The sequence below is a fragment of the Oscillibacter sp. KLE 1728 genome (assembly GCF_934833455.1).
GTDB classification, from domain to species: domain Bacteria; phylum Bacillota; class Clostridia; order Oscillospirales; family Oscillospiraceae; genus Oscillibacter; species Oscillibacter welbionis.
Genome location: NZ_CAKVVF010000101.1, coordinates 3,043 through 7,270 on the forward strand (window position 1 = coordinate 3,043; position 4,228 = coordinate 7,270).

Genomic DNA, 4,228 nt, shown 5'->3' on the forward strand with positions numbered 1-4,228 from the left:
GGTGCGTCCAGCAGCTCCTGTAGCTCCAGGAAAAACCGGGACAGATGGAATCCGTCCGCCACGGCGTGGTGGATATTCAGGGAGACGGGCAGGATCGTCCGGTCTCCCTCCCGTTCATATTTTCCCCAGGTGACCACCGGGGCCAGATAGGTGCCGCTGTCGAAGATGTGCATGTCGAAGCTGCGGTACCGGACCCAGGGCAGGCACGACACATCAAAGGTGTTGGGCGGCACGTCCGTCAGGTCGAAGTGGTCCAGGGCGGCGTACCGTGTCCGATCCTCCAGAAAGCGGCGGTGGAAGGTCTCCAGGTCCGAAGAGAAGGGCGTCACCAGCTTCGCAAAGGTCTCCCTGTCCGGGTGGAAGTGGGCGTAGTAGGGCTCGATCCGGTCCCAGAGGACCAGCCGCCCCTGATCGTCCCAGCCGTACCGGAACTCCGCGTGGGCGTTGAGCACGTTGGACACCGCCCAGATCATGGCGGGGTAGAAGCGGAAGCCACTGGCCGAAAACCGCTTCAGGAATCGGGAGATCTCCAGATCCACCGTCAGGCTCATGACACAGCGCAGGTCGTCGATAAAATGACGGAATACAGGGCCTCGCTCCCAGGTATCCAGTTCCACCACAGTGTGGGACGGGCAGAAATTGTCGTTCATATAAGCCTCCTAAAATAATTGGTTGATTTTAGGAGGCGGTGTCAAGTCCGCGCTTCACAGAGTACCCTCCTCTCCGAGATTCTGCCTTCATTTTATCCGGCCCGGGGGAGAAAGTCAACGGCGGCACCCCCTTGACAATTCCGGCTGGCCGCCCTATTCTGAAAAGACAACATTCGACAGGAGGGACTGCCATGGAGACAGGCCTTTGGAAGCAATTTGACCGGATCGTGGTATTCGACACGGAGACCACCGGCATCGAGTTCGGGCGGGACGAGATCATCGAGCTGGGGGCCGCCGCCTTTTCCGCGGAGGGAGAGACGGACTGCATGGACCTGCTGCTCCGCCTCTCCCCGGGGCGGACGCTGCCGCCCTTTATCACCCAGCTCACCGGCATCACGGAAGAGCAGCTGGAACAGGAGGGCGTGGAGAAAGCCGACGCCTGTGAGGCGTTCTGCAACCTGTTGGGCGGGGGAGAGCGGACGCTGCTGGCGGCCTACAACGCCCAGTTCGATCTGAACTTCCTCTATCATTTCCTGCGGCCCTTCGGGCGAGCGGATGTCCTGCGGGCACCCCGGTTTCTGGATGTCCTCACGGTGTACCGGGACCGGCGGGATTACCCTCACAAGCTCAACGATGCCATCACAGCCTACGGATTGGAGGATCAGGCGGTGAACAGCCACCGGGCGGTGGATGACGCCCGGGCCGCAGCGGTGCTGCTGGAGGCCATGGCGGCGGAGCGGGACGATTTGGACCGGTATGTGGATCTATTCGGCTACTCCCCCAAGTACGGTGTCTCCGGACGGCGGATCGCTTCGGTGGAGTACCGGCCTCAGCCCTATCAGCGGGTCCGGCCTCTGTATGAAGTGACGGAAACACTGTGAAATATTTGTGAATTTTCGCAATTCCCTCTTGCAATATGACAACTTGTCAGCTATGATAAGCGACAGGTTGTCATGTTTCTTTTTTCCATTCGCCGGAAACCCCTTGACCTTCCCCCGGGAGGAAGGTATAAAATCAGGGGCGGCGCTGAAGAAAACGGACCTTCTATTTCGTATAAGAGAGGATGAAACAGCGTGCCGAGCAGCACTTTTTTGAATCTGCCGGCGGAAAAGCAGGAGAAGTTGTTGGAGGCGGCCACCCGGGAGTTTTCCCACCGGCCTTTCAACGAGGCGTCCATCAACCAGATCATCAAGGAGGCAGGCATCCCCCGGGGCAGCTTTTACATGTACTTTCAGGATAAGGAGGACCTGTTCCGCTATCTGCTGAAGGGATATGTGGATCAGTTGTTCATGCTGCTGGAGGAGTTTCTGCTCCGAAACGGCGGCGACATTTTTCAGGCGCTGTTGGATCTGTATGATTACGTGCAGGCAAAAATCGACAATCAGCACCTGGGAGAGATCGGCGCCATGACCGGAATCATCCGCTGCAACAGCGGGATGCAGAAGAATGGGCTGCTGGAAATGCTGGATGCGGAAACGCTTCTCCAGCGCCTGGGCGGCGCAGTGAATCCGGACCTGCTGGACCTGCGGCAGGACCGGGACTTGGGCGACATCCTGGGCACACTGCTGGTTGTGGCGGCTCCCATGATTTACACCGGCCTGCAGGCCGGTGGCGATCCCGGGACCCGGGATCGCCTGGAAAACATTCTGAACATCTTCAAGCGCGGTATGGGGAAGCGCCCCACCGCGGAAATCGAGAACAAGGAGATTACATAACATGGAAACTGAATGGATGAACGAGACCTCCGCCGAGGCGCCCAGCGTGCCCGCGCCGGAAAAGACGGAGAAAAAGAAATTCTCCCTGAAGGGCTTTGGCGGCAAGAAAAAGAAGCGCTGGCTGAAAATTCTGATTATTTTGGTAGTGGTGATCGCCATTGTGGCGGGCTGCGTGTCCAGACTGACCAAAAACGTCAACACCCAACTCAGCAGCAGCTATCTGGTGTCCACCGTCACCCGGCAGGATCTGACGGTCAGCGTCTCCGGCACCGCCACGTTGCAGCCGGCGGACTCTTACAACGTCACCACCCTGCTCTCCGGCGATATCGTCAGCGCTCCCTTTGAAGAGGGCGACCTTGTGACCAAGGACACCCTGCTCTACACCATGGACAGCAGCGACGCCCAGGATTCCATGGACCGGGCCCAGATCTCCGTGCAGCAGGCCCAGATGTCCTATCAGCAGGCCCAGGAGGCCCTGCACCCCACGGCGCCCATCTCCGGCACGGTGAGCGAGATCTACGTCCACAACGGCGAGAGCGTCACCGCTGGGACGCAGCTGGCGAAGATCGTGGCCAGCACGGAGCTGTCCATCGACTTCCTGTTCCCCTTTGCCTCCCCCAGTGACTTCTATGTGGGGCAGGCCGCCACCGTGTTTGTGGACGGCTACGCCGGTTCTCAGATGGGCACGGTGACCTATGTCTCCAACTCTACCACCATCACCAGCAACGGCAAGGAGGCCGTCTCCGTCCGGGTGCGGCTGAACAATCCCGGTACAGTGTCCGACGCCGTCACTGCCTCCGCCATCATCGGCAGCTATTCCAGCTACGGCCAGGCTCCGGTGTCCATGCCCGCCTCTTCTGTGGTGTATGCCTCCGGTTCCGGCACGGTGAACGATTTCTCCAAGCTGGCCGGCAGCACGGTGACCAAGGGCGAGGTGCTGTGCACTGTGGAGTCCGAGACCATCCGGGACCAGATCGAGAGCGCACGGCTGAACCTCCAGTCCGCCCAGCTCTCTGCCAGCACTGCCTCCGGCGCGGTGGATGACTACAACATCAAATCTCCCATTGCCGGCACCGTGATTGAGAAGAACTTCAAGGCCGGCGACAAGGTGGACGGCGCTTCCTCCGGCACGCTGGCGGTGATTTACGACCTGAGCTATCTGGAGCTGGAGATGGCAGTGGATGAACTGGACATCGGCAAGGTAGAAGTGGGGCAGGAGGTGCGGATCACCGCCGACGCTCTGGAGGGCCAGACGTTCTCCGGCGTGGTGGATAAGGTCAGCATCAACGGCACTACCGCCAACGGTGCCACCAGCTATCCCGTCACCATCATCATTGAGGACTACGGCGATCTGCGGCCGGGCATGAATGTCTCCGCTCAGATCATCGGCGAAGTGGTCCCCAACGCCCTGTGCATCCCCGTGGATGCGGTGGAACGGGGCAACACGGTGACTGTTCCCGGCCCCGGCGCCCTCAGTGAGGACGGTTTGAGCGTGGTGGACGTCACCAAGCTGGAGACCAAGGAGGTCACCCTGGGTCGGAACGATGACGAGTATATCGAGGTTACCGACGGCCTGGAGGAGGGCGATGTGGTCCTCATCAGCAACCAGGCTTCCAGTTTGATGGACATGATGATGGGAGGCTGATCCCGTGAGCCATCTCATTGAACTGAAAGACATCTACAAGATCTACCACATGGGAGAGGAGCCCGTCCACGCCCTGGACGGCATCAACCTGACGGTGGATCAGGGGGAGTTCGTGGCCATCGTAGGCTCCTCCGGTTCCGGCAAGTCCACGGCCATGAACATTATCGGCTGCCTGGACGTTCCCACGTCGGGAACCTACCACTTGGGGGGCATTGATG

At 60.0% G+C, this 4,228-nt stretch carries 5 protein-coding genes; 4 read left to right on the forward strand and 1 reads right to left on the reverse strand.

What is annotated here, in order from left to right; genetic code table 11:
• Positions 1-650 (reverse strand): CatA-like O-acetyltransferase (locus QVE23_RS09865; protein ID WP_287968106.1); only part of this gene is annotated, 650 nt, incomplete at its 3' end.
• A 191-nt stretch (positions 651-841) separates the two neighbouring features.
• On the opposite strand from QVE23_RS09865, the gene QVE23_RS09870 reads away from it, so the two are divergent.
• The 4 genes from QVE23_RS09870 to QVE23_RS09885 form a co-directional block, all read left to right on the forward strand.
• Positions 842-1,531 carry a 3'-5' exonuclease gene (locus tag QVE23_RS09870; RefSeq protein ID WP_021748444.1) on the forward strand — a complete coding sequence of 230 codons (690 nt, stop codon included), beginning with the start codon at positions 842-844 and terminating at the stop codon, positions 1,529-1,531.
• A gap of 192 nt (positions 1,532-1,723) precedes the next feature.
• On the forward strand, positions 1,724-2,365 hold the full coding sequence (locus QVE23_RS09875; RefSeq protein WP_021748445.1) for a TetR/AcrR family transcriptional regulator: 642 nt from the start codon (positions 1,724-1,726) through the stop codon (positions 2,363-2,365).
• 1 nt (position 2,366) lies between these two features.
• A complete protein-coding gene (locus QVE23_RS09880; protein ID WP_021748446.1) occupies positions 2,367-4,010 on the forward strand; it encodes an RND family efflux transporter in 1,644 nt (547 codons plus the stop codon).
• A gap of 4 nt (positions 4,011-4,014) precedes the next feature.
• Positions 4,015-4,228, forward strand: a 214-nt coding sequence (locus tag QVE23_RS09885) for an ATP-binding cassette domain-containing protein (RefSeq protein WP_287968108.1), incomplete at its 3' end; no start/stop codon positions are given.